Origin of the sequence: Reyranella sp., assembly GCF_030651995.1 — a bacterium.
Classification (GTDB): Bacteria; Pseudomonadota; Alphaproteobacteria; order Reyranellales; family Reyranellaceae; genus Reyranella.
Window position 1 is genome coordinate 1 of the sequence record NZ_JAUSBN010000078.1, and the last position, 24,161, is coordinate 24,161.

Genomic DNA, 24,161 nt, shown 5'->3' on the forward strand with positions numbered 1-24,161 from the left:
ATGCAGGGCTGTCCGGGGAAAATGACGCGCGATTTCGGATAGGGGAAAATTGTCATCCCGAGCGCAGCGAGGGACCTTTAGAGCCACCGACAAAGGTCCCTCGCTGCGCTCGGGCTGACAAAGTGCGTACAAAAAGGGCCGGCTGGACCAGACTCGGGGTCCTGAGTCGGACACTCCCTGGATTGTAACGTGTCGTTGCCGCTGCTGGCGATTTGCCGGACCTCTTCAATCTTTCCCCGGACACTCCTGCATTCAAATGGGGAGGTGGCGGCTCGCGGCTTGTAACCAAGCCGCCAGCCGACAGAGGGGTCATGAGCTGGTCGTTCGCCCTTCGGCGCTCCCGGACATCGCAAGCGATGTCCTGACGCTCAGGAGGCCGAGCTCTGCTCGGCCTTCCACTCCGATACGTGCGCGGCCCGGTCGGGCCGCGCCGGAACCGGGGCGGTCGAGGGGGCTGGCGTGCCGACCGTGAGGAAGCCGACGAGGCGCGACGGCGCTTCGAAGCCCAGCAGCGTGTTCACATTGGGATCGTAGGCGTTGGGGCCGGTCACCCACATGCCGCCATAGCCCAGCATGTGCAGCGCGTTCAGCATGTTCATCGCGGCCGCCCCGGCGGCCAGCAGCTGCTCGATCTCGGGAATGTTGCCCGGCTTCACGACGGCGCCGACGGCGATCAGCATCGGCGTGCGTCGGACCCAGGCGCGATAGCGTTCGGCAAGCGTTGCGGCATTCGCCGGATCGCGCAGGGCGACGGCCTCGACCAGCTTTTCGCCGTACGCGAGGCGCGCCTCGCCGCGGATGACGACGAAGCGCCAGGGCCTCAACCGTCCATGGTCGGGCGCGCGCAGGCCCGCGTCGAGGATCAGGTCGAGGTCGGCGCCCTCGGGCGCCGGCTCCTGGAGGGGACCCACCGAGCGGCGGGACAGCAACTGGTCGAGGGCGAGCAGACGAGGCTCGCGCGCAGGGGTGATGTCAGGCATGACACCGTCTATAGTGTAAATGCAAACGATTGTCATTTGCGTATTGTGCAGCAGCCTGAACATCTCGCCCGGCCCGGGAGCGCAAACGAAACAAACGAAATATACGAAACAGATGAAACGAGACCCCCCCTCCCGCGCCGCGGCGACCTCGGATCGTCGGATTTTCGTTATAGAAGAGAAGAATAGTGACCGCGCCGTCGGCGTGCGACACGCCTCCGGGCGGCCGGCACAACACATCTCATGGGACGGCCCTGAAGGAGGGAATGCCATGGAACTGGGACTTGCCAACAAGCATGCGCTTATCACCGGCTCGACCGCCGGCATCGGCTACGCCATCGCCAAAGGCCTCGCCGCCGAAGGCGCCAGCGTGGTGATCACGGGGCGCGGGCAGGCGAGGGTCGACGACGCGTTGAAGCGGCTGAGGGAAGCCCTGCCGGACGCTAAAGCCATGGGCATCGCGGCGGATTGCGCCTCGGCGGAGGGCGCGAAGCTTGTGTTCGGCAAGGTGCCGCAGGTCGACATCCTGGTGAACAATCTCGGAATCTATGGCCGCAAGCCCGCCTTCGAGATCGACGACGGCGAATGGCAGCGTTTCTTCGAGGTCAACGTCATGAGCGGTGTGCGTTTCACGCGCCACTACGCGCCTGGAATGGCCGGGCGCGGCTGGGGCCGCATCGTCTTCGTCTCGAGCGAATCGGCGCTGAACATTCCCAAGGAGATGATCCACTACGGCATGACCAAGACCGCGCAGCTTTCCCTGTCGCGCGGCTTCGCCATGGAACTCGCGGGCACGGGCGTCACGGTGAACGCCTTGTTGCCCGGTCCGACCCACACCGAGAACACCGACCGGATGCGCGCCGAGCGGGCCCAGGCCACGGGCGTGAGTGTCGCGGAGATCGAGGCGGGCTTCCTGCGCGACTTTCGGCCGACTTCGCTGATCCGGCGCTTCACCTCGTCGGAGGAGGTGGCAGCGCTTGGCGTCTATCTCTGCAGCGAAGCCGCGTCCGGCACGTCGGGCGCCGCCATGCGTGTCGATGGCGGCGTCGTGAACCAGATCATGTGAGTCTCAGTTCACGTCGAGCTTCAGCCCTTCCTTGTCGATGACGCCCTTCCATTGCGCGATCTGCGCGGTGACGAAGGCGTTGAACTGCTCGGGCGTGCCATAGGCGGGGAAGCCCGCCATGGTCTTGATGCGCTCCAGGGTCTTCGGATCGGAGAGCCACGCCTTCATCTGGGCGTTGAGCGAATCGACGATGGGCTTGGGCGTGTTGGCCGGCAGGAAGACGCCGAACCAGGTCGAGACATCGAAGGGCTTCAGTTCCGGCATGGTCTCGCTGATCGGGACCAGGTCGGGGGTCAGCGGGTTGCGCTGCGCCGAGGTGAGGCCGAGCGCTCGCAGCTTGCCCGCGCGCACAAACTCGATGGCGGTCGTCAGATTGTCGAAGAAGAACTGGGTGACGCCCGCCGTCAGGTCGGCCAGCGCCGGCGCGGCGCCGCGATAGGGGATGTGCTCGGCCTTCGTGCCCGTGAGCTGCAGGAACCAGGCGCCGCACAGGTGGGGCGACTGGCCGGTGCCGGACGAGGCGTAGGAGGCCTTGCCGTTCTGGGCCTTCAGCCAGGCCACGAACTCCGGCACCGTCGTCGCCGGGACCGACGGGTGGACCACCAGCACGTTGGGCGCGGTGATGGCGTTGGACACCGGGATCAGGCTGGCCTGTGTGTAGGGCATGTTGCGGTAGAGCGAGTAGGCGATCGACTGCGGCCCGATGTTGCCCATCAGGATCGTGTTGCCGTCGGGCGCCGCCTTGGCGACCTCGGTCGAGCCGATGACGCCGCCGGCGCCCGACTTGTTGTCGACGACGCAGGACTGGCCCCAGGCTTCGGTCAGATAGGCCGCCAGCAGGCGGGCGGCGATGTCGGTGGTGCCGCCGGGCGCGGCCGGGACGACCATGCGGACGTTCTGGGTCGGCTTCCAGGCGGCCTGGGCCTGCAGACCCCGGGGCAGCAGGGCGGCGGCGGGCAGTGCGGCGGCGGCGCCCAAGGCGGCGCGGCGGGATAGATTACGGCTCATGATTCCTCCCTCGATTCGTGATTGTTACCGACGACCTAGCATGGCCGCGCTGGCAAATCCGCCACAATTCCCGTATCTATTCGACGCGCGGTCGCCCCCGAACCGCCGGGCTTTTCCGGCGGTTTGTCCCTCTCTTTCAACGGGTCCGCGCCAAGGAGGAATATCTTGAAGAGGCGCACTTTCGTCTCCGGCTCGGTCGCGCTCGCCGCCGGTGCCCTGGCCGCCCCGGCCATCGCTGCCACGATCAAGCCCTATAGCTGGGATCTCAACCCGCCGATGGACTCGCGCGAGAACTTCATCGCCTGGGGCAAGGCCCGCGGTGAGGATCCCGTTGCCCTCGGCCAGCGCTGGGACCGCTTCCAGGCCCTGATCCGGAACAAGGACATCTGGGGCCAGGCGACGATGCGCGCCTTCCTGCTCACCCCGCGCGAAGAGTTCGCCGCGATCAGCCCGGCGATTGCCAAGCGTGGCTACGAACACGCCTTCCTCGACATCGGCTACGGCGTGACCATGTCCGGCCCGCACGTCCAGGGCCGCATGACCAACGTGATCGACGTCAAGCGCGGCGAGAAGGTGCTCGAGATCGGCACCGGTTCGGGCGTGCAGTCGGCCTACATCGCCAACCTCACCGAGAATGCCTACACGATCGAGATCATCGCGCCGCTCGCCAAGCGGACGCGGGGCCTCTACGACAAGCTGATCGACAAGGGCTATACCGAGTACAAGCACATCAAGACCAAGGCCGCCGACGGCTTCTACGGCTGGGAAGAGGCCGCGCCGTTCGACAAGATCATCGTGACCTGCGGCATCGACCATGTGCCGCCGCCGCTGCTGCAACAGCTCAAGTCCGGTGGCCTGATGGTTATTCCGGTCGGCCCGCCGGGCGCGCAGCGCGTGCTCAAGGTGACCAAGACGCAGGGCGCCGACGGCTCCATCACCACCAGCCGCGAGGACATCTACGGCGGCAAGATCGTGCCGTTCGTGCCCTTCACCAAGCTCGATGGCGAAAAGATCGTCGGTACGCACAACCGCTGAGGTCGTGCGGACGGCGTCTCGGTACCGGTGTCATCCCGAGCGAAGCGAGGGACCTTTCGCGGACAGCAAAGGTCCCTCGGCCTGCGGCCTCGGGATGACAATCAAGATCGGAACGGCTGAAGGTCGTCCCCTCTAGAGATCGCATGAAGCGATCCAACAAGAACAACGGAGATCCCCCTTGTCCGTCACGGTCGATCTCGATCACCGCCCGCCGCTCTCCTTCTATCTGTCCGTAGGCCTGGTCGCCGGCAGCATCATCGCGCTGCAGATCGGCATCATGCGCGTGTTTTCCGTCGGCAGCTGGGCCCATTTCGGCTCGCTGGTGGTCAGCCTCGCCATGTTCGGCTTCGGCCTCACCAGCGCGGTGATGTGCGTCGGCAAGGGCTGGTTCGAGCGCCACTGGATCGGCTCCGTGAAAGGTGCGCTTCTGGCCTTCGGCCCGCTGATGGTGGTGTGCAACCTCGCCGCCCAGCAGGTGCCGTTCAACGCGATCTTCCTGATCTCCGATCCGGTTCAGAAGTGGCGCCTGTTCGCCAACTTCGTGCTTTATTTCCTGCCGTTCCTGGCGGGCGCCCTGTATCTCGGCGTCATCTTCCTGAAGGCCAAGAAGACCTTCAGCCGCGTCTATTTCGCCGATCTCGTCGGCTCGGGCCTGTGCGGCCTCACCGTGCTGCTGGCGATGTATGTCTGGCGGCCCGACGACCTGATCATGGCGCCGCTGCTCCTGTGGCTGGCCGGTGGCATTCTGTGGTTCGTGGCGCTGGGCGACCGCCGCGGCACGATGGCCATTGTCGTCGTCGCCATCCTGTCGGCGGCCGCGCACCATTTTGCGCCGCAGGTGCTGGGCATCCCCAAGCTCGCCGTGTCGGACTACAAGGGCGTTTCCTACGCCCGCAAGTTCCCCGACGCCAAGCGCGTTTACGAGCGCGCCTCGCCGTTCGGCTACATCGAGGTCTATGCCAGCTCGTATCTGCACTTCGCGCCCGGCCAGTCCGACAATGCGGCCTTCAACCTAGAGAAGATGCCGTCGAACGCCTATCTTGGCCTCTACATCGATTCCGAGGGTCCGGCCGGCATCATCAAGGACCTGCCGGCCGAGCAGACGGCGTACTTCAAGTACCTGCCGATGTACTATCCCTACCTGCTGAAGAAGGACCCGAAGACCTTCGTGGTCCAGTTCGGTGGCGGCATCTCGACGGCGGTGGCGCTGAAGTCGGGCTCCAGCCAGGTCACGGTGGCCGAGGGCAACCCGGCGCTGCTCTCCGCCTTCCGCGAGGACAAGTTCCTGCGCGACTTCACCGGCGACGTCCTGAACAACCCGAAGGTCAACGTCATCGACTATGACGGCCGACTCTACGTCGCCCATACCAAGAACCGCTACGACGTGATCGACCTGTCGCTGGCCGATTCGGCCGGCCTGTCGAGCCCCGGCGGCTTCTCGATCGTCGAGAAATATTCCTACAGCCGCGAGGCGATGACCGCCTACATGCGCGCCCTGACGCCGGGCGGCGTCCTGTCGGTGACCTTGTGGAACAAGGAAGAGCCGCCCAAGTCGGTGCTGAAGCTCTATGCGACGATGGCCGCCGCGGCCCGCGACGTCGATGGCGGCAAGGACATCGCCCAGAAGTTCTACGTCGTCTCGTCCTATCTCTCGACCGCCACCGTGCTCTACAAGCGCGACGGCTTCACGCCGGCCGAGATCGAGCTGCTCAACGCCCACACCAAGGCGATGTCGTTCGACGCGATCTACTATCCCGGCCTCAAGGTCGACACGGGCGACCTGAAGCAGATCCTGCAGGACTATCGCGACCAGTTTTTCTTCGCCGGCCAAGCCCATGACCCGACTGCGCCGGCCGAGACGGAGCCCAACGACAAGCCGCCCCCCGGAGCGAATACAATGGGCGCTCCCGGGGCGACCGAAGCCGTAGCCGACGGCCCGCCGCCCGCGCCGGTCGTGCCGGCGACCGTGCTCGGCCGCCTCGCCTGGCACTATCTGATCAACGGTGGCTGGCAGCAGGTTGCGGACGAATACGTCTTCGACACCCGCATCCTGACCAACCACCAGCCGTACTTCGCCGCCTACATCAAGGTGCCCGACCTGCTGAAGTTCACCGACCGGCTCGAGCTGGTGCAGGACGAGTGGGGCTACCTGCTTCTGTGGGCGACGCTCGGCATCGCCACGGTCTTCGCGCTGACCCTGGTGCTGTTCCCGGTCGTGTTCGGCTGGCGTACCATCTTCAGCCACTACCCCGGCAAGGCCGGCACGATGCTGTACTTCCTGTGCCTCGGCCTAGGCTACATCATCGTCGAGGTGGGCATGATCTCCCACTTCATCCTGGCGCTCTCCAACGCCACCGTCTCGGCCTCGGTGCTGATCACCGGCATGCTGGTCTTTTCCGGCATCGGCAGCTTCTTCTCCGAGCGCTATCTCGACCGGGCGCGCTCGTTCATGCCCAAGGTCTTCCTCGCGATCTTCGCGATCCTGGCGGTCTATGCCTTCACCATCGACTACGCGCTCGACTGGATCGGCACGCTGCCCTACGCGCTGCGCATCCTGCTCTGCCTGCTGATCGTCTTCCCGCCGGCCTTCCTCATGGGCTTCCCCATGCCGACCGCGATGACGCTGCTCGGGCGCCTGGGCAAGGATCACATGTTCCTGTGGGCGTGGGGCATCAACGGCTGCTTCTCGGTGATCGGCGCCGCGCTGGTGCCGATCGTGGCGACCAGCTTCGGCCTGCCGGCCGTGGTGCTGGTCGGCGCCTTCGCCTATCTGATCGCGCTGCCCGCCTTCTTCTCGGTCATCATGCCGCTCCAGCCCCAGGCGACGGGGGCAGGGCGGACCGCCGTCGCGTGAAACGGCGGGCGCTGCTGCTGGGGGCTCTCCTGATGCCGACCGCCGCGCACGCCCAGCCCAGGAAACCCAGCAAGCGGCAGGCGCCCAAGCCTGCCGCGAAGCCCGCACCGGTGCATGCCGCAAAGCCGGCCGCGCCCGCGCCGCCGCCCGGCCTGAAGGAGGCGAAGACGCAGCTCGTGGCGTTCGACGCTTCGCCCTTTCCCTATCGCAGCGTCATCCCGGGCACGACGAAGCCCTTTCTCGACGCGCGCGACGGCAAGCGGCGCGGCCATACGACGGGCCGCGGCGACGTCTATTGGGAGGAGACGACCTACAGCGACCGCCGCTCGCTGCTCTACCTGCCGCAGGGCTTCGATCCGTCGCGACCGGTGATGATCCTGCTGTTCCTGCATGGCCAGGGCGCCACGCTGGAGCGAGACGTCGTGCTGCGCCAGGCCGTGCCGCGGCAGGTCGACGAGTCGGGAAAGAACATCGTGCTGGTCGCGCCGCAGCTCGCCGTCGACGCCCTCGATTCGAGCGCCGGCAATTTCTGGCGCGGCGGACATTTCGCCAAGTATCTCGACGAGGCGGCGGAACGGCTGATGCGTCTCTATGGCGATCGCAAGGCCGGCCGCGGCTTCAACCTCGCGCCGGTGACGATCGCCGCCTATAGCGGCGGGTACCTGTCGGCCGCCTATGCGCTGGAGCGTGGCGGTGCCAACCATCGCGTGAACGGACTGATCCTGCTGGATGCGCTCTATGGCGAGGAGCCGAAGTTCGCCGCCTGGTTCGCGGCCCGCCGACGGCAGGCCTTCCTGCTGAGCGCTTTCACCGACTCGACCAAGGAAGAGAACGCCACCCTGCAGGGGCTGCTGACCAAGCGGCGTATTCCCTTCACCCGCACTGACCCGAGGGCCCTGACGCCGGGCACGGCCTGCTTCGTGGGGCCCACCGGCGGACTCGACATGCATGGCGATTTTGTTACGCGCGCGTGGCAGGCGGACCCTTTGAAGCAGGTGCTTTCCCGGATTCCCGGATACGACCCGGTTCATGGTAAAAAGAACGCATGAACGACCCGCTTCGCCAGGAACTCCTCGAAATCTTCGCCGGCCGCGCCACGCGCCGCTACGGCCTCTCCGACATCAACCAGCTGCAGCATGCGCTGCAGGCCGCGGCGCTGGCCGAGGCCGACGGCGCGCCGCCGGCAACCGTGCTGGCCTCGCTGCTGCATGATGTCGGGCACATGATCCACGGGCTGGGCGAAGATCCCGCCTCGCAGGGCGTCGACGACGTTCATGAGGCGCTGGGCGCGCAATGGCTGGCCGAGCGATTCGAGCCCGCGGTCAGCGAGCCGGTCCGCCTGCATGTGACGGCCAAGCGTTATCTCTGCACGGTCGAGCCCGACTATTTCGGCAAGCTGGCGGCCGACTCGGTGCGCAGCCTCGAACTCCAGGGCGGCCTGATGTCGCCCGACGAAGTCGAAGCCTTCCGTGCCAACCCTTATCACGCCGAGGCGGTGCGGCTGCGCCGCTACGACGAGGAAGCCAAGGACCCGCGTGCCAGCACGCCCGACTTCGATCACTACCTGCGACACGTCCCGGCCTGCCGTCGCGCCTGAGGCCGCATGATTTCCCGTTCCGATGTCGAGGCCGCCTGGGGCCTGATCCGTCCGCATGTGCGCCGCACGCCGGTCATCGAACTCGTTGCCGGCTCGCTCGGCGTGACGGCCCCGCTGGCCCTCAAGCTCGAATCGCTGCAGGTCAGCGGGACGTTCAAGGGGCGCGGGGCGTTCCACAAGCTGCTGGCCTCGAAGGTGCCGGCCGCCGGGATCATCGCCGCGTCCGGTGGCAACCATGGTGCCGCCGCGGCCTATGCGGCGCGGGCGCTCGGCCACAAGGCCGAGATCTTCGTGCCCACCATTGCATCGCCCGCCAAGGTGGCCCGGCTGCGCAGCTATGGCGCGGTCGTGAACCAGGTCGGTGCCGTCTACGCCGAAGCGCGCGCCGCTTCGGAGGCGCGCGCCGCCGAAACCGGTGCCCTCATGGTGCCGGCCTATGAGGACGAGGTCGTGTTCGCCGGCGCCGGTAGTGTCGCGCTGGAATTCGCCGAGCAGGCGGAGTTCGACACGCTGCTGATCGCCGTCGGCGGCGGCGGCCTGATCGCGGGCTGCGCTGCCGCGATCGGCGCGGCGAAGAAGATCGTCGCCGTCGAGACCGAGGGCACGCCGACCCTGCACGAGGCGCTGAAGGCCGGAAAGCCGGTCGACGTCGCGATCTCCGGCATCGCCGCCGACGCGCTGGGCGCCAGCCGCATCGGCACCCCGAACTTCGAGCTCGCGCGTGCGCTGGTCCGCTGCTCCGTGCTGGTCACCGACGAGGCCGTGCGCGAGACGCAGCGTGCGCTGTGGGACGAGCTGCGCATCGTCGCCGAACCGGCCGGTGCGACCGGCCTCGCTGCCCTGCGCGCCGGCGCCTATCGTCCCGCGCCGGGCGAACGCGTCGCGACGTTGATCTGCGGCGCCAACACCGATCCGGGATCGGTGGCCTAGCCCTTTCCATTCGCTGGTATCCCGAGGAGTATCGCGATCAGGTAGGGGAGCAGCTCAAATGGCAAAAAACACCAACGGCAAGCCGGTCGCCGTGATCATCGGCGCCACGTCGAAATGGCAGGCCGATGGCCGTAACACCAGGCTAGCCCATGGCAAGGCGGTGGACGACAGCGATCTGCCGGTCGGCGTGCGCTGGGGCATCGGCGGCGCCATTGCCCAGAAGTTCGCGGCCGAGGAGTTCTTCGTCGTGCTGACGACCCGAACGGCCGCCAACGCATCGACGCTCGAGGCGGCGATCCGCACGCAGGGCGGCGACTGCACCATCGTCGAGCTCGATCTCTCGCAGCAAGAGTCGGTCGCCGCGGCCTTCGCCACGATCCGTAACGACGCTGGAGATCCGCACGTCGTGGTCTACAACGCGGGCTATCTCGAAGGCCGCGACCTGCCGCCCGAGAAGGAGCTGCTCGAGCACATCCCAGTGGAGATGTTCGACACCGCCCAGCACATCGCCAGCCGCGGCCCGTTCCTGGTCGCCAAGGAAGTCCTGCCGGCGATGCGCAAGCGCGGCGAGGGCTCCTTCTTCTTTTCCAACAATTCGAGCTCGTTGCGCGGGCGAAAGCGGATGACGGGCCAGTCGCTCTACTATCCGCGGGTGATGATGCGCACACTGGCCCAGGTCCTCACTGAGGAATATTCTGAGCATGGCGTGCACGTCGCCAATGTCGTGATCGACGGCCTCATTGATTCGCCCGGCACTCACGCGTTGCCGCGTGCCCGGCAGAATCCCGAGCAAGTGATGAACCCGGTGAAGATCGCCGAGGCCTTCTACTACCTTCACACGCAGGACCGGTCGGTCTGGACGCACGAGCTACAGCTGACGCCGTTCTCGACCAAGCCGAGCTACTGAGGAGGAAGCGATGTCGTCCGCGATCAGCGCACAGATCAGCTCGCACCTGGCCATACGCAAGGAATGGCTCGATCGTCGCCGGGAGGACCCGCTCGATCCCGCCTTGCCGATCGTCGATCCGCACCATCACCTGATCGACCGGCCGGAGAGCGGCACATACCTGATGTCGGACCTGCTGGAGGATATCGGCAGCGGCCACAGCATCGTCGCCACCGTCTATCTGGAGTGGCTGTCGATGTATCGCGCCGGCGGGCCTGAGGAGATGCGGCCGGTGGGCGAGATCGAGTTCGCGAACGGGGTCGCGGCGATGAGCGCCAGTGGCGGCTACGGCAAGCCACGCCTCTGCGCCGGCATCGTGGGTTATGCCGACCTCATGCTGGGCGCAAGGGTGGCCGAGGTCCTCGAGGCGATGATCGCGGTGGGCGGTGGGCGGTTTCGTGGCATCCGCTATATCGCGTCCAGCGATCCGGACCAGGCGCAGTGGGGCGCCACATTCGTCCGGCCGCAGGGGCTGTTGCTCGACAAGCGCGTGCGCGAGGGCTTCGCGCAACTGGCGCCGCTCGGTCTCAGCTTCGACGCCTGGGCCTTCCATCCCCAACTCGGCGATGTGGTCGACCTGGCGCGCGCCTTTCCGGCGACACCGATCGTGATGAACCATGTCGGCGGCCCGATCGGACTTGGCCGCTACAAGGGCAAGCGCGACGAGGTGTTCGCCGACTGGAGCACCCGTATCCGCGAGCTGGCGGCGTGCCCCAACGTTCACGTGAAGCTCGGCGGTCTCGGCATGAAGATGTTCGGCTTCGACGTCCATGAAGGCGAGCTGCCGCCCAGCTCGGAGCAGCTCGCCGCCGCCTGGCGGCCTTACGTGGAGACCTGCATTGCTGCGTTCGGCCCCAGCCGTGCGATGTTCGAAAGCAACTTCCCTGTCGACAAGGGCTCGTACGGCTACGGCGTATTCTGGAACGCCTGCAAGAGGCTGGCACAGGGCGCGAGTGCGGCGGAGAAGGCCGACCTGTTCCACGACACGGCATCGAGGTTCTATCGGCTCGGTCTTTGACTGTTTCGTCGGAAGCACGACCATGAAGGCGGACTCAACCGACCGCACGAGTCTCCTAGCCTCCTGAGGCTGAAGCGCGGCGTCGTTCCGTGCCTACTTCGTGACTTCCGTCACCACCGCGCGGTTGGCCTTGCCGGCGCCGTCGCTGAAATCGTAGCGGATGGCGAACTTGTCGGCGGGCGAGATCCACCAGCGCGAGATGGTGCGCTGGCCCTTGTCGCCGGTCTCGTTCATCTCGATCAGGAACGCGTCGATCATCTTCTCGCCCGGCCCGGTGCGCCGCTCGTAGCGCGCCACGGCGAGCGTGTAGGTCCAGGTGCCGCCGCCCACCCTGTAGCTCGCCTCGATCTTCTTGCCGACCTCGAGCGGCCACAGGCGCTCGGGCCGCAAGGCGGCGATATAGGCTGAGAGGTCGGCGCCATCCGCGGATGGATTGTCGAACAGCAGCGCGCGCAGCTTGAACGGCTTTCCGCCCACCCGGTCCATGAGGCAGTCCATGCCTTCGCGCCCGCGCGCCACGACCTTGACGCCGCTGTCGTAGGTGAAGGTCGTGCCCGGGTCGGGGCAGGCGAACTCCATGGTCTGGGCGGAAGCGGCGCCGGAGACGGTACCGGCGGCAAGCAGGGCGGCGACGAGGGCGGGCAGTCTCATGGCCCGGATCATAGCCAAATCAGACGAAATGGCACGCTGCCTGAGCACCATTGCCGACCGGTCGCAGCACCGGCTTCTCGACCCGGCAGCGGTCCTGGGCCATCGGGCAGCGTGAATTGAAGGGACAGCCGGGCGGCGGGTTGAGGGGGCTGGGCAGCTCGCCTTGCAGCACCGTGCGCTGACGGGCGCGCGCGAGCTTCGGGTTGGCGATTGGCGCCGCCGCCAGCAGGGCCCTGGTATAGGGGTGCTGCGGGCTCTTCCAGATCTGGTCGCGGCCGCCGACCTCGAACAGCATGCCGAGATACATCACCGCCACCCGGTCGGCGATATGCTCGACCACGCTGAGATCGTGGCTGATGAAGAGGTAGGAGACGCCGAACTGGCTCTTCAGGTCCTCGAGCAGGTTGATCACCTGCGCGCGCACCGAGACGTCGAGCGCCGAGACCGGCTCGTCGCAGATGATCAGCTTGGGGCTCAGCGCCAGGGCGCGGGCGATGCCGATGCGCTGGCGCTGGCCGCCCGAGAATTCGTGCGGGTAGCGCTGCTTGGCGTCGCTCGGCAGGCCGACCCAGCGCAGCAGGGTCTCGACCCGCTCGGCCGTCGCCTCCGGCTTCCAGCCGGCCAGGACCATCGGCTGGGCCACCGAACGGCCCACGGTCGAGCGCGGGTTCAGCGATCCGTAGGGGTCCTGGAAGATCATCTGCACCTTGCGGCGCATGTCGGTGAGCTGCTCGCGATTGAGCGGCGCGATGTCGACACCCTCGACCAGGATCTCGCCGCCGGCGACGGGCACCAGCTTCATGATCGCCTTGCCGAGAGTGGACTTGCCGCACCCGGATTCGCCCACGAGGCCCAGGGTTTCACCCACGGCGAGGTCGAGGCTGACGCCGTTGACGGCGCGGACGACGCCGCCCGCGGTGTTGAACTGGACGCGCACGTCGCGCAGGGACAGCAACGACATGGTCAGCCCCTCTCTGCCGCGAAGCAGGCGACGAGACGGCCCGGGCCGGGAACCGTGAGGGCGGGCTTCTCGGTGAGGCAGCGGTCCATCACCCGCGTGCAGCGCGGCGCGAAGGCGCAGCCCTGCGGCAGGGCGTTGAGCGGCGGCACCATGCCGGGAATGTCGGCCAGCCGCTCGGCGCGCTCGGCGCCCGGCGTCGGCGTCGCGCCGATCAGGCCCACCGTGTAGGGATGCAGCGGGTTCTCGAACAGCTCGTCGACCGAAGCCTCTTCGACCTTGCGGCCGGCATACATGACCACCACCCGGTCGGCCGTCTCGGCCACGACCCCGAGATCGTGGGTGATGAAGATCATCGCCATGCCGGCATCGGCCTGCAGCTTCTTCAGGAGCGCCAGCACCTGCGCCTGCACCGTGACATCGAGCGCCGTGGTCGGCTCGTCGGCGATCAGCACCGACGGGCTGCAGGCGATCGCCATGGCGATGACGACCCGCTGGCACATGCCGCCGGACAGCTGGTGCGGATAGGCGTCGAGCCGCCGTGCCGCGTCCGGCATGCCGACCAGCTCCAGCAGCTCGTGGGCGCGCACGCGCGCCTGGCCGCGGCCGAGCTCGGTGTGGGTCATCAGCACTTCGACGATCTGTTTCTCGACCGTGGTGACCGGGTTCAGCGAACTGATCGGGTCCTGGAAGATCATGCCGATCTCCTTGCCCCGGATGCCGAGCATGGTCTCCTCGGGCAGGGGCACGATGTCCCGTCCGTTGAGCTTCACCTGGCCGCCGACGATGCGGGCCGGCGGATCGGGCAGCAGTCGCATGATCGAGAGCGCCGACAGCGACTTGCCGCAGCCGGACTCCCCGACCAGGGCCACGGTCTCGCCGGCGCCGACGGTGAGGCTCAGCCCATCGACCGCCTTCATTTCGCCGCGGCGCGTGAACAGCGTGGTGCGGAGGTCGACGATCTCCAGAGGAAGGGCCGAGCCGCTCATCACCGGTCCCTCAGCTTCGGATTGAGCGCGTCGTTCAGCCCGTCGCCCACCAGGTTGAGGCAGAGCACGGTAATCATGATGGCGATGCCCGGGATGGCGCAGATGTACCAGGAGCTGCGGATGAGCTGGCGGCCGTCGCCGACAAGCCGCCCCCAGCTCGCGACGTTGGGATCGCCCAGGCCGAGGAAGGAGACGGCCGATTCGAACAGGATGGCGCCGGCCACGACCAGCGAGGAGAGCACGATCACCGGTGGGAGCGCGTTGGGCAGGATCTCCGAGACGATGATCCGGAGGTCGCTCATGCCCATCGAGCGGCAGGCCTGCACGAACTCGCGGTCGCGCAGCGACAGGAATTCCGCCCGGGTCATGCGCGCGATCGGCGTCCAGCTCACGATGCCGATGGCGATCACGATGTTGGTCAGGGTCGAGCCCAGGATGACCACGATGGTCAGCACGAAGATCAGGTTCGGGATGGTCTGGAACAGCTCGGCCACGCGCATGGCGATCTCGTCGACCCAGCCGCCGAAATAGCCGGCGGTGGCACCGACGCCCACCCCGATGATCGTGGCGACCGCCGAGGCGAACAGGCCGATCAGCAGGGTCGCCCGTGCGCCGTGCACGATCATCGAGAGGATGTCGCGGCCCAGCGAATCGGTGCCCAGCGGGAACTCGGGGTCCTCGCCGGGCCACAGTTCGGGCAGGCCGACGATGCGCAACGGGTCGGTCGGGAAGAAGACCGAGGCGAAGACCGCCATCAGGGCGACGAACAGGATCAGGCAGGCGCCGACCAGGGCGCCGCGATTGCGGGCGAAACGGGCGACGAACTCGAAGCGTTGCATCAGCGGATCTCGATGCGTGGATCGAGCCACATGTAGATGAGGTCGACCGCGATGTTGGCGGCGATGACGACCAGTGAGCCCAGCACCATGATGCCGAGCACGACCGGATAGTTGCGCGAACTCACGCTGTCGAACAGCAGCGAGCCCACGCCCGGCCAGCTGAACACGCTCTCGATCACGACGCTGCCGGCCAGCACGGTGCCCATCTGCACGCCGAGGATCGTGACCACGGGCAGCAGCGCGTTGCGCAGCACGTGATGGATCGTGACCTTGTTGCGGCTGAGGCCCTTCGCGCGCGCCGTGCGCACGAAGTCGAGCTGCGCGACCTCGAGCATCGAGGAGCGCATGACGCGCGTATAGATCGCGGCATAGAACAGGCCCAAGGCCAGAGTCGGCAGGATCAGGTGGTGCAGGATATCCAGCACGCCGCCATTGCCGCCGATCTTCATCATGCCGCCGACCGGCAGCCAGCCGAGCTTCACCGAGAACAGCACGATCATCATGATGCCGAGCCAGAAGCTGGGCGCGGCGTAGAAGAACATGGCGGCGATCGAGACCAGGCTGTCCCAGAAGGTGCGGACCTTCATCGAGGCGACGACTCCCGCCGCCACGCCGATCGAGATCGCCAGCGCGATGCTCGACACCATCAGCAGGACGGTCGCCGGCAGGTGGATCCAGATCGCCTGGATGACCGGCATGTTCTGGCGATAGGAGAATCCGAAGTCGAAATGCAGCAGCGCCCAGATGTACTTCAGCAGCTGCATCCACACCGGATCGTCCAGCCCGTAGGTCTTGCGCAGCAGGGCGACCGTCGCCGGGTCGCTCACCTGGTTCTCGGCCGTCATCAGTTCGAGGAAGCTGCCCGGCGCCATCTGGATCAGGCAGAAATTGATGATCACCACGCCCAGCATCAGCGGGACGGCCTGGATCAGCCGTCGCCGCAGGAGCCGGAGCGCCGCCGTGCGCCGGGCGGAGCCGCGAAGGGCGGGCGTCGGCGAGACTAGCTCGCCAGCCATAGGTCTCCCCAGCTTGCCGCGAGGAAGTTCGGGTCGTTCGAGTGGTTCTGCACCTTGGTGCTCGCCAGGGTGATCGACTCCAGCTCGACCAGCGGCAGGAGCGGGGCTTCCTGCGCGATGACCTTCTGGAACTCGACGACCAGAGCCTTGCGCTTTGCCGGATCGGTCTCGATCTTGATGCTGGCGACCAGCTTGTCGACGTCGGGATTGGAATAGCCCGAGGCATTGCGGAAGGGCACGCCCTTCAGGATGCCATCGGTCGTGAAGTACTGCGTGGTCGATGGCACCGGCTCGGACGGATTGGCCTGGTTGGAGATCGCCAGGTCGAAATCGTAGTCAGTGTAGATGCGCTTGATCGAACTCGGACGGTCCGGAACCGTGAGATTGATGCCGACGCCGACATCCTCGAGGGCCTGCTTCACGTAGGCGCCGACCTTGCCGTTCTCCTGGAACCAGCCTGCTGCCAGCAGGTTCAGGGTGAAGCGCTTGCCGTCCGCCTTCTTCGGGAAGCCGGCCGCGTCGAGCAGGGCGGCCGCCTTCTTCGGATCGAAGCCGGTCTTGAACGTGTCGGCGGTGAAGAACTCCTTGTTGGGGGAGTAGATCGGGCTCGTGCCCGGCCGCGCATAGCCGTAGTACACCGTCTTTGCGATGAACTCGCGATTGACGGCGTGGAACATGGCCTGCCTGACCTCGCGCTTGGCGAAGACCGGATTGCGCATGTTGCATTCGAGCGTCGTCGACCAGACCGCTTCCTCGTAGCCCTTGGGGGTGGCGACGAACTTGCCGGTTCCGGTCAGGCGCTTGATGTCCGGCGGCGCGACCGGGTTGAACACGCCGATGTGGATGTCGCCCGCCTCCATCGCCGCGGCGCGGCCGGCCGGATCGCGCACGTAGCGGATGATCAGGCGGTCGAGATAGGGCTCGTCCTTCTTCCAGTAGTTCTCGTTCTTCACATATTCGAAGTGGCTGCCGCGCACCCACTCCTTGAACTTCCACGGACCCGTGGCGATCGGCGCGTTGTTCGCCGGATTGGTGACCGGATCGCTGCCGGCATAGACATGCTTCGGCACGATGTAGGCGACCGGTGAGCACAGGGTCGACGCGAAGAAGAACTCCGGCGTCGGATTGTTGTACTTGAAGACGACCGTATCGGCGTCCGGCGACTCGATGCCCGCGAAGTCGGTGAGCGCCGACGCAACGGCGTACTTCTTCCAGATCTCGCTGACGGAATAGACGACGTCGTCGACCGTCATGTCCTTGCCGTCATGGAACTTCACGCCCTTGCGGATCTTCACCGTGTAGGTCTTGAAGTCGGCCGACGGCTTCCACGATTCGGCCAGCACGCCTTCGAACACGCCGTCCATCCTGCGCCGGGCCAGCCGCTCGAACAGCTTGGACGAGGAGAAGGTCGGGCTCGAGCCACCGCCGGCCGGCACGTAGCAGGCCTGCGGCTCGCCGCCGCCCCAGGTCGCCACCAGGGTGCCGCCCCGTCTGGGCGTGCCCTGTGCGAACGATCCCCGGGACGTGCCGGCCACACCGACGGCCAGCACGCCTGCTCCAAACACGCGTCGTGAAACTTTGATCGTCATGACAGCCTCCGTTCCCAATCCCCAAGTCCCAAGCCAGACGAAGCAAACTTCATACCGTGTGGTCTAGGTCTGCAGCGTCGAATAGGTCGCACGGCCCACCGCGAGGAGAGCCTTCTGTTCGTTGAACACGTCGACGTCGACCACGCCCACGCTCTTGCCGGCACGGCGCACGCGCGCCGTCGTGATGAGCGAGGTCTTGATTGCGGGTCGGAGATAGTCGACGCGGAAGTTGATGGTCGGCAGGGGGCGGCGCAGCGCCATGATCAGCGCATAGTCGCCGACCGTGTCGATGATCGCCGCGAGCGGCCCACCATGCCACTGGCCCGTGCCGGCGCCGCGCTCGAACTCCGGCCGCATGGCGCAGGTCATGGTGACCTCCTCCTTCGCCGGATCGCTCGCGATCACCTTCAGGCCGAGAAAGGCGATGAACGGCGAGCGGTCGAGCTGCGCCTGCATCTCCTCGGACGTCAGCGGCTGGAGCTTGTCGCTCATGGCGCCACCACGATCTTGCCGAACACTTCGCGATCCTCGATCACGCGCAACGCCTCGCGCGCCTCGGCGAGCGGGAAGATCTTGTCGACCAGCACCTTGAGCTTGCCGCTCTGCACCAGCTCCAGGAGCTTCTCGATGTCGGTGCGCATCCAGCCGTTGGAGCCCAGGATCTTGAGCTCGAAGGTCCAGATGAAGCGGATGTCCTCGGTGGGCGCGTAGCCGGCGGTGGCACCGCAGGTCAGCAGGCGGCCGCCCACCTTGAGCGTCTTCAGCGAGTTCACCCAGGTGTCGCCGCCGGTGTAGTTGACGACGACATCGACGCCCTGGTCGGTGCCGTTGCCGCGTCGTGTCGGCTTGCCGTACATCGCGAAGATCTCCTTCATGAAATCCTTCTCGATGTAGTTGATCGTCCTGTCGGCGCCGAACTCGGCCAGGCGCTTGGCCTTGGCATCGGTGCCGGCGCAGGCGATCACTTCGCAGCCGGCCAGCTTGGCGAGCTGCAGGCAGCAGACGCCGACGCCGCCCGAGGCGCCGAGGATCAGGACCTTCTCGCCCTTCGCGACATGGCCGTTGGTGACCATCATGCGCAGCGCCGTGCCGTAGGCCACGGGCAGCGCCGCGGCATCGGCGTAGCTCACGCCGTCGGGGATCTTGATCAGCTGGTGCGCCCGCGCCTTGCAGAGTTCGGCCAGGCCGCCGTGCACCGTCTCGCCCATCAGGCCGCCTTCGACGCGGTTGATCGGATCGACCAGGACGCGGTCGCCCTTCTTCCAGCCGGTGACGCCCGGGCCGACCTCGGCGATCTCGCCGGCAACGTCGAGACCCATGATCGCCGGCATCGGCACCTTGATGCCCGGCATGCCGCGGCGGGTGAAGACGTCGTGGTAGTTCAGCGACGAGGCTTTCACGGCAACGATCACGTCGCCCTCGCCGGGCGTCGGGTCGGGGAAGTTGGTCTCGAAGACGAGGCGGTCCGGTCCGCCGTGTTCACGGACGACAGCAGCTTTCATTGTTATACTTCTCCGGTTGGGATTTGCTTCGCGAGTACGCGCTTGTCGATCTTGTTGGTCCCGGCGAGCGGCATCTCGTCGACGAACAGCACGCGTCGCGGATGCTGGTAGGCCGGCGCATTGGCCAGCGCGTAGGTCTTCACCGCCGGCTCATCGAGCTCGGCGCCGGCCGCCCTGACGACGAAAGCGATCGGCTTGTGGCCCTTGAGTTCGTCGGGAACGGGAATCACCGCGGCCTGGTGGATGCCGGGATGTCGCTCGAGCATCTTCTCGACCTCGCCGGGATAGATGTTCTCGCCGCCGCAGACGAACATGTCGTCGACCCGGCCGACGAAATAGAAGAAGCCGTTCTCGTCGCGCCGGAAGACGTCGCTGGTCCGGTAATAGCCGTCCGGCGTCATGACCTCGGCGGTCTTCGCGGGCAGCTTGTGATAGTGCGTCATCAGTGCGCCGCACTTCATCTGGAGCTCGCCCTCGTCCTGCACTTCCTTTCCGTCACGCACGAGGCGGAGTTGAACCTCGGGATGCGGATAGCCCGTCGAGAGTACCGGCTGCGGCAGGCCCTCGGGATGAGGACCGAACACGACGGGGCCGGCCTCGGTGGTGCCGTAGCCGTTGCTGACCACAGCCTTTGGAAACACCGCGTGCACCTGGTCGATCAACGATTGGGTAACGGGCGCCGAGCCCATGCGGACGGCCTCGACGGCCGAGAGATCGGCGCTGGCCAGCAGTTCGCGCTCGCGCAGCATCATCGCGATCATGGTCGGCACCGAAGTCAGGAAGGCCACGCGATGCCTGGCGGCGGCCTCGACGTAGCCGCGGGTCGTGAACTGCGGCAGCAGCACCACGGTGTCGCCCTGCGAGAAGGTGGTCTGGCACATGGCGAGCCCGTTCATGTGATAGAGCGGCGCTGCCACGAGCGCGCGCTGGCCGAGCGGCCCCGGCCGGCGCACCCGCTGGCTGATCGCCCAGAGGTGCGAATAGTGCGACAGCACCACGCCCTTGGGCCGGCCCGTCGAGCCCGACGTGTAGAGGAACATCGCCGGCTCCTCGGGCTTCATGGGAAACGGCGTGAACGGCCCCTCGTCGAGCAGGTTCTCGAAGTCCCTGTCGAAGGAGAGTTTCGGCACGTCGTCCGGCGCCAGCGGCAGCCGCGCGTCGTCGCCGATCACCAGCCTGGCGTCGCAGTCGCCCACGACATAGGCGACCGTCTCGGCGGGCAGCTTGTAGTTCACCGGCACGGAGACGAGGCCGGCCTGCATCGTGCCGAGGAAGGTCAGCAGGTACTCGGCGCGGTTGGCCGAGAGGATCGCGACACGGTCGCCGCGCTGCAGGCCGCGCTTCAGGAGCCCGCGCGCGACCGCCCCGCTCAGCCGCAGAATGTCGCCATAGGTGTAGCTGCGCTCGTGGCCGTTGCCGCCCGCGTCGATCAGCGCCAGGCTGTCGGCCGGCACGTCGCGCGAGATCGCGTCGCCCTGGTTGTCGTACTTGATCGTCACCATGAAGAGAGTCCCGAGAGTGCCTGGTCGGTGAGCTTCAGCCCGTAGTCGAGCGTGTCCTTGCGCCACTGGCCATCGAACGGGCAGAAGGCATCCATCATGTCGGCCTGCAGGGTGGCGCGCACGTCGGGATCGAGCCCGTGCTGCCGTCGCAGCCACTGGTCCAGCCGCAGCACGCGGCGCATGTTGACGCCACGCGTGCCGAATTCGATCACCGCGCCGCACATGTCGCGATTGCCGAGGAAGCGCTGCACGCCGTGAAAGACCAGGCCGGTGTAGTTCGGCCGTTCCATGCCGTGCGGTCGCACGCCGTCGACATTGTCCTTGCCCCACCAGTCGCAGGCGCGCGCGAACAGCGGGCCCGCGGTATCGTTGAAGCAGAGGAAAAACGGCTTGCCGTACTCGCCGATGCCGGTGTGCCAGTCGATGAAGGCCACGCGCTCGGCATCGGCCAGCGTTTCGGCGACGATGGTCTCAAGCGTCCGGTTGGACCATTCGCGATCCTTGCCGCCGAACATCAGCCCGTCCTGATGTTGGTACTGGCCGCGCGCCAGCGTATCGAACAGCACGTCGCGCCCCTTGCTCTCGGCGAAGCGGTCGAGCACGCCGGCAATCCGTTCATTCTCCGCGTCGGTCCATTCGCGGATCAGCAGGTCGGCATGAAGCGTTTCGTAGTGCGGGTTGGCTGGCGCCGCGCCCGCCTCGCGGTCGATGAAGTTGCGGTTGAGATCGACGTTGTTCTCGGTCGTGCGCGTGAAGTGCGCGAAACCATAGGGATTGAGCCCATGGACCAGCACCACGCCGACATCGGCGGGCAGCCGCGCCGCGCCGCCCGAATTGAGCCAGCCGATCTGGACGGCCGATCCGGAGAAGCCTTCCTGGCCGTGCGTGCCGCTCAGGAACAGCGCCTGCCGCGCCGCCTTCCGGTCGCCGAAGCAGGCGACGTCGATCGCCAGAGGGCCGCCGTCGGGCGCCTTCTTCGCGGGGTGCAGGAAAGAGCGCACCTCGCCCCGGGCGGCGGTCGCCGCCTTCAGGAATTTCGCTCGCGCGTTGGCATAGCTCGCGGCGAAGCAATCGTAATATTCCATGGCGTCCCTTCTCGGCCGCTCCCCAGCAGCCCTGACGATTGCTCTTCAGACTATTCGATGAACTCCAACACCGCATTCAACGCCTGTTTGGCCGGCACGACGACCCGGCCCGCGGTCACAGCCACTCCACTGATGCCGCCGTCCTGCAAGGCACGTGCCGCCTTCGCCGCCGACAGCGTGCGGAAAGTGAGGCCGGCCATATAGGCCTTGCGGCCCTCGGCATCTGGCACGGCATCGCCGAACTGCGCCTTCAGCTCGTCCTCGGTCACGATGTCGACCCGCGAGTTGCCGACCACGACCGACTTGCCGCCCTTGATGTCGCGCACCGCCTCCGGTCCGAACATGTCGGCATAGAGCTTCGAGGCCGCCGCGGGATCCGGCTCGACGATCAGGAAGCGCACGATGGCGACCGTGCCGTTGGCGTGGTGACGCCACTCGTCGCGCCATACCACGTCGCGGGTGAAGTGGTGACAGTAGTAGACGCGCCCATATGGCACGACGCCGGCCTTCATGCGGACGGTGCGGAAACGCGCATCGCGCATCTCGTCGCCGACCTTCACGGGCCGCGTGAACTCGACGGGCGGGTCGACCGGCACGCCCGCCTTGCTCAGCGCCTCGTAGGTGACGGCGGAATCTTCCGCACCGAAGACGAGACCGTTGAGGCCAAACGGGAAGGTGAGCAGGTCGAGGCGCCCGGACGACGCGTCCTTCGGAATGGCGATCAGCTCGAGATAGTCGGTGCCGAACATGGCGAGGTGGTTCATCGAACCGAGCGAATGATAGCCGCGTTCGGTGAGCGAAAAGCCCAGACGCGTATAGACATCGGCCGCATGGTCCATGTCGTCACGGGCATTGATGACCACATGATCGAGCGTCGCTACGGGCAGCTTCATTTCTTTTCCCCTCTCGCCGTTCACAGCGTCGCCCATCTTGGCACAGCGGGCACGTCAGGAATTCTTATATTAGGGGGCGATACTTTCATGCGCGAAAACTGTTTCCAAATTTCGCACGCTAGGCAGAAATGAAATCCTATTTCGGGCCGCGCCGGTGAACATCGTTTTGTGGCCTGCGATTTGCCACTGTTCTCATGCCAGTCCATTGCGCGAAATGACTTCGCGATAGAAGGCGGCGCTGAGCTTGGGGGTTCGTTTCTGCGTCGCGTAGTCGACATGGACGAGACCGAACCGCATCTCGTAACCGTCGGCCCATTCGAAATTGTCGAGCAGGCTCCACAGGAAATAACCGCGGACCGGAACGCCTTCCGCCGTCGCGCGCTGCAGGTGCATCAGACAGTTGCGCAGGTACATCACGCGGTCGACGTCGTGAACCATGCCGTCCGGCGTCGGTTCGTCGGCCGCCGACGCGCCGTTCTCGGTGATGAAGATGTCCTTCACCTGCCAGAGCCGGGCGGCGTGGCGTGGTGCCCAGTACAGCGCCTCCGGCCCCAGCAGGAGCCAGGAGGATGCCATGCGCGGATGCGACGACGGGAAGGGCACCGGGGTGAAGCCCGGCGCCGCCTCGCTCGCCAGCACATACTGGCTGGGCGCATAGACGTTCAGGCCGACGAAATCGACCTTGCTGGAGATGATTTTCAGCTCTTCGTCGGTGAAGCGGGGCGCGTCGCGGCCCGTCTTCGCGAGATAGGCGTCGGTGTAGCGGCCCTCCATCATCACCGTGAGATAGGGCGCGTTCAGCTCCCGCGTCGCCTGCTCGGCGGCCCTGATGTTCTCGGCCGTCTCGATGGCGGGCAGCGCCGTGGCGATGTTTTCAGCGGGCCCGACCATCGTGCCGCGGCGTCCGCTGGCCCGCACGGCCTGCACGGCGAGGCCATGCGCCAGCACCGCATGGTGACGGACCTGGTTCAGCCGGCCGGGCGGCAGCTTGTGGCCCGGGGCGAAGTTCCCGGTGTCGTGGCCCTGCTCGACGAAGGTCTGCATCTCGTTGATGGTGAACACCTGACGTACGCGGTCGGTGAGCCGGCCGGCGACATAGGCCGCGTAGTCGCCGAACGCCCGGGCGGTGTCGCGCGATTCCCAGCCGCCGCCGTCCTGCAGCGCCTGCGGCAGGTCCCAGTGATAGAGCGTTGCGTAGGGCTCGATGCCGGCGGCGAGCAGCTCGTCGACCAGCCGGTCGTAGAAATCGAGCCCCTTTGGATTGGCGGCGCCTGTTCCCTCGGGGAACACACGCGGCCAGGCGATCGAGAAGCGATAGGCTCGGGCGCCCATCGACTTCATCAGCGCCACGTCTTCCTTGTAGCGATTGTAATGGTCGACGCTGACATCGCCCGTCGAGCCGTCGCGGATCCGGCCCGGCTCCCGGGTAAAGGTGTCCCAGATCGAGGGGCCGCGACCGTCCTCGCGGGCCGCGCCCTCGACCTGATAGGCCGAGGTCGCAGTGCCCCACCGAAAGCCTTCGGGAAATCCCCCTGGGCGGCCCGGGTTCTGGACGGTTCTGGAAGCCGTGTGGGCCGATCCGTAGGCCGCGGCCGCCAGGGCGGAGGTGCCCGCCGCGGCGAGAAGAGTGCGGCGGCGGGTCAGTTTGAAGGGCATCGGCTGGCGCGGCTCCGGTCGGTCAGCAACCGTACGAAGCATCCACCATG

22 protein-coding genes are annotated in these 24,161 nt (G+C 66.7%); 8 read left to right on the forward strand and 14 right to left on the reverse strand.

The window, feature by feature from the left end; all coding sequences use genetic code 11:
- Positions 1 to 368: 368 nt before the first annotated feature.
- Positions 369 to 980: a nitroreductase gene (locus Q7V45_RS24265; protein ID WP_304856903.1), complete on the reverse strand. Its 612-nt coding sequence runs from the start codon at positions 978 to 980 to the stop codon at positions 369 to 371.
- 268 nt (positions 981 to 1,248) lie between these two features.
- On the opposite strand from Q7V45_RS24265, the gene Q7V45_RS24270 reads away from it, so the two are divergent.
- Positions 1,249 to 2,043 (forward strand): SDR family NAD(P)-dependent oxidoreductase, encoded by a 795-nt coding sequence (locus tag Q7V45_RS24270; protein ID WP_304856904.1) that lies wholly within the window; start codon positions 1,249 to 1,251, stop codon positions 2,041 to 2,043.
- 3 nt (positions 2,044 to 2,046) lie between these two features.
- On the opposite strand, the gene Q7V45_RS24275 is transcribed toward Q7V45_RS24270, so the two are convergent.
- Positions 2,047 to 3,051, reverse strand: a complete 1,005-nt coding sequence (locus Q7V45_RS24275; protein ID WP_304856905.1) for a tripartite tricarboxylate transporter substrate binding protein — start codon at positions 3,049 to 3,051, stop codon at positions 2,047 to 2,049.
- Between the two features lie 165 nt (positions 3,052 to 3,216).
- Here Q7V45_RS24275 and Q7V45_RS24280 point away from each other — a divergent pair, with 165 nt between their 5' ends.
- The 7 genes from Q7V45_RS24280 (at position 3,217) to Q7V45_RS24310 (ending at position 11,431) form a co-directional block, all read left to right on the forward strand.
- Positions 3,217 to 4,086 carry a protein-L-isoaspartate O-methyltransferase gene (locus Q7V45_RS24280; RefSeq protein WP_304856906.1) on the forward strand — a complete coding sequence of 290 codons (870 nt, stop codon included), beginning with the start codon at positions 3,217 to 3,219 and terminating at the stop codon, positions 4,084 to 4,086.
- 178 nt (positions 4,087 to 4,264) lie between these two features.
- Entirely contained in the window at positions 4,265 to 6,940 is a 2,676-nt protein-coding gene (locus Q7V45_RS24285) for a hypothetical protein (protein WP_304856907.1), read from the forward strand.
- A complete protein-coding gene (locus Q7V45_RS24290) occupies positions 6,937 to 7,989 on the forward strand; it encodes an alpha/beta hydrolase (protein ID WP_304856908.1) in 1,053 nt (350 codons plus the stop codon). Before Q7V45_RS24285 ends, Q7V45_RS24290 begins: the two co-directional genes overlap by 4 nt.
- A complete protein-coding gene (locus Q7V45_RS24295; protein WP_304856909.1) occupies positions 7,986 to 8,537 on the forward strand; it encodes an HD domain-containing protein in 552 nt (183 codons plus the stop codon). The genes Q7V45_RS24290 and Q7V45_RS24295 overlap by 4 nt, the downstream gene beginning before the upstream one ends.
- A 6-nt stretch (positions 8,538 to 8,543) precedes the next feature.
- Positions 8,544 to 9,467, forward strand: coding sequence for a serine/threonine dehydratase (locus tag Q7V45_RS24300; RefSeq protein ID WP_304856910.1), 924 nt, complete (start codon positions 8,544 to 8,546; stop codon positions 9,465 to 9,467).
- Between the two features lie 58 nt (positions 9,468 to 9,525).
- Complete coding sequence (locus Q7V45_RS24305; protein ID WP_304856911.1) at positions 9,526 to 10,374, forward strand: SDR family oxidoreductase; 849 nt, start codon at positions 9,526 to 9,528, stop codon at positions 10,372 to 10,374.
- Positions 10,375 to 10,384: 10 nt separating this feature from the next.
- Positions 10,385 to 11,431 (forward strand): amidohydrolase, encoded by a 1,047-nt coding sequence (locus tag Q7V45_RS24310; protein WP_304856912.1) that lies wholly within the window; start codon positions 10,385 to 10,387, stop codon positions 11,429 to 11,431.
- A gap of 93 nt (positions 11,432 to 11,524) precedes the next feature.
- On the opposite strand, the gene Q7V45_RS24315 is transcribed toward Q7V45_RS24310, so the two are convergent.
- From Q7V45_RS24315 to Q7V45_RS24370, 12 genes are all read right to left on the reverse strand, one after another.
- On the reverse strand, positions 11,525 to 12,082 hold the full coding sequence (locus tag Q7V45_RS24315) for a hypothetical protein (RefSeq protein ID WP_304856913.1): 558 nt from the start codon (positions 12,080 to 12,082) through the stop codon (positions 11,525 to 11,527).
- Between the two features lie 19 nt (positions 12,083 to 12,101).
- Complete coding sequence (locus Q7V45_RS24320; RefSeq protein WP_304856914.1) at positions 12,102 to 13,043, reverse strand: ABC transporter ATP-binding protein; 942 nt, start codon at positions 13,041 to 13,043, stop codon at positions 12,102 to 12,104.
- Between the two features lie 2 nt (positions 13,044 to 13,045).
- Complete coding sequence (locus Q7V45_RS24325) at positions 13,046 to 14,032, reverse strand: ABC transporter ATP-binding protein (RefSeq protein ID WP_304856915.1); 987 nt, start codon at positions 14,030 to 14,032, stop codon at positions 13,046 to 13,048.
- Positions 14,029 to 14,868 (reverse strand): ABC transporter permease, encoded by an 840-nt coding sequence (locus Q7V45_RS24330; RefSeq protein ID WP_304856916.1) that lies wholly within the window; start codon positions 14,866 to 14,868, stop codon positions 14,029 to 14,031. The genes Q7V45_RS24325 and Q7V45_RS24330 overlap by 4 nt, the downstream gene beginning before the upstream one ends.
- On the reverse strand, positions 14,868 to 15,884 hold the full coding sequence (locus Q7V45_RS24335) for an ABC transporter permease (protein ID WP_304856917.1): 1,017 nt from the start codon (positions 15,882 to 15,884) through the stop codon (positions 14,868 to 14,870). Before Q7V45_RS24335 ends, Q7V45_RS24330 begins: the two co-directional genes overlap by 1 nt.
- Complete coding sequence (locus Q7V45_RS24340; RefSeq protein WP_304856918.1) at positions 15,869 to 17,473, reverse strand: ABC transporter substrate-binding protein; 1,605 nt, start codon at positions 17,471 to 17,473, stop codon at positions 15,869 to 15,871. The genes Q7V45_RS24335 and Q7V45_RS24340 overlap by 16 nt, the downstream gene beginning before the upstream one ends.
- Before the next feature lie 63 nt (positions 17,474 to 17,536).
- On the reverse strand, positions 17,537 to 17,965 hold the full coding sequence (locus tag Q7V45_RS24345) for a PaaI family thioesterase (protein WP_230550547.1): 429 nt from the start codon (positions 17,963 to 17,965) through the stop codon (positions 17,537 to 17,539).
- On the reverse strand, positions 17,962 to 18,975 hold the full coding sequence (locus Q7V45_RS24350) for a zinc-binding dehydrogenase (RefSeq protein WP_304856919.1): 1,014 nt from the start codon (positions 18,973 to 18,975) through the stop codon (positions 17,962 to 17,964). The genes Q7V45_RS24345 and Q7V45_RS24350 overlap by 4 nt, the downstream gene beginning before the upstream one ends.
- Positions 18,976 to 18,977: 2 nt before the next feature.
- Complete coding sequence (locus Q7V45_RS24355; RefSeq protein WP_304856920.1) at positions 18,978 to 20,477, reverse strand: class I adenylate-forming enzyme family protein; 1,500 nt, start codon at positions 20,475 to 20,477, stop codon at positions 18,978 to 18,980.
- Positions 20,471 to 21,562: a M14 family metallopeptidase gene (locus tag Q7V45_RS24360; protein ID WP_304856921.1), complete on the reverse strand. Its 1,092-nt coding sequence runs from the start codon at positions 21,560 to 21,562 to the stop codon at positions 20,471 to 20,473. The genes Q7V45_RS24355 and Q7V45_RS24360 overlap by 7 nt, the downstream gene beginning before the upstream one ends.
- A 50-nt stretch (positions 21,563 to 21,612) precedes the next feature.
- A complete protein-coding gene (locus Q7V45_RS24365; RefSeq protein WP_304856922.1) occupies positions 21,613 to 22,455 on the reverse strand; it encodes a VOC family protein in 843 nt (280 codons plus the stop codon).
- 192 nt (positions 22,456 to 22,647) lie between these two features.
- The gene (locus Q7V45_RS24370; RefSeq protein ID WP_304856923.1) at positions 22,648 to 24,111 is read right to left on the reverse strand and encodes a GH1 family beta-glucosidase; all 1,464 of its coding nucleotides are present in this window, start codon (positions 24,109 to 24,111) and stop codon (positions 22,648 to 22,650) included.
- Positions 24,112 to 24,161: the final 50 nt, after the last annotated feature.